We start from the raw sequence: 1,562 nt of genomic DNA on the forward strand, positions 1-1,562 counted from the left end.
CCAGAGGGAGAGAATCTTTATCGGTTGCCAAATCCTGCGGTAAAAGAATCGACGTCCTACCGAAAGGCTTAGCGTGGCGGCGGCAGCCAATACCAGCGGCCGTTGACGTAGTGCATGACGAGATTGCCGGTCAAATTTCGATCGTTGCCGTTAAAGGTCGCCAACAGACGATTGTCATTGTCCTGGATGTTGACTTGCCCGCTTTGGGCAAATCCGATCGCGTCATCAAATCCCTGAATCAAGATGCCTCGTTTCTGGAAGACGAATGCGCTGGCAATTCCCATTTCTTGAACGCTCATTTGCGACGCATCGACAAACTGTGTGAGAAAAGCGCCGAACTCTTTTCTTTCCAACAGTCCGACCGCGTCGCGCAGTTGATCCAACAGTTGATCGCGGGCCTGCACCTTCTCCGCCACCAAGGACTGCACAATCCAATAGGCATCCTCGCCGATCAGGTCAGAAAGCGTCAGGTATTTCAGGTCTCCCTTCTCATTGACCAGAACGACGTCGCCTTCCTTCGCACAGGACACGAGCCAACCGTTCATCTTGCCCCTGTTTCCGGAGGCGGTCCAGGTTCGGATCGGTTTCTTGCGAATCGCGTCGAGTTGTTCTGTGGGGATCGGACGACGAGGTTCGGTGATCCCGTCGGCACGTTTCCTGACGTCGATCGTCACCGATTCTTTGTTCGCTCTGGTTCCCAATGCGCCCCACAGGCCGTAGGGGCTTTTGGATCCCGGCGGAGTCAACGTCCCGCCTGTCCCGTTGTCGCCGAGTCCGACGCTCGGATGGCTCGGGTCACCCGCGTCGATGGTGTTGGCCACGAAACGCACCGCGCCATCGCAAAAGAGCGTGTGTGTGCCAGGGCCGTGGTAGCTGGACGCCGACATCACCGCGGTCTGATCACCCTGGTCGGAAGTCGCCGACGGCGAACCGGGCGGCAAAATGGTTTGAAACCCGGTTGAGCGCAATAGTCCGTCACACCAGCGTGCTTCCCGCCCGGCCGGCCAAAACTGTTTGCCGCCTTGAGCCTTGATGACCAAGGAAGGATCGAACGGCAATCCGGCAACATTCTTTGCCACACGCAATCCTGCGACTTTTGACTCCGCAAGCATCAAGGTGTTGGAAAGACCGTCCAGCACGTCTCGAAACTTGTACTCCTGTTGTTTTCCGAAAACGCCGCGGTGGGTCGCTCTGGCGAGCATCGCCGAACGAGAGTCATTTGGGTTCGGCCAATCGTCGCGACCGTAGAATACTTTTTCGACTCCGTCGCCGTAATTCATCACGTAGCTGGATGCGAGTGTGTCAGTCTGTGCCTGACGATCGTCCGGACAAACCAATCTCTTCGGACGCAATGACCAAGGCGTGTAGACCTGTTCGTCGAACCAAGGAACGGGGCCCATCGCAGCAAATGTGTCGGAACCACTTCGAAGTGGATTCGAAATCATTTCCCAAAGTTTCTGCTCCTCCATGAAGGGAGCGATCGCGACGAAAGCACTCAGCCGACCGGCATTGCCGTGCTTCGGTCGATCGACACCTCCGGAATCGGTTCCACCGGAGCCGAC

The 1,562-nt window shown here is 56.9% G+C and carries 1 protein-coding gene; it reads right to left on the reverse strand.

The features are described 5' to 3' along the window. Nucleotides 1-68: 68 nt before the first annotated feature. Nucleotides 69-1,562, reverse strand: a 1,494-nt coding sequence (locus ABX749_RS32435) for a DUF1559 domain-containing protein (protein ID WP_372899681.1), incomplete at its 5' end; no start/stop codon positions are given.

Origin of the sequence: Stieleria sp. (genome assembly GCF_041595215.1) — a bacterium.
Lineage (GTDB): Bacteria > Planctomycetota > Planctomycetia > Pirellulales > Pirellulaceae > Stieleria > Stieleria magnilauensis.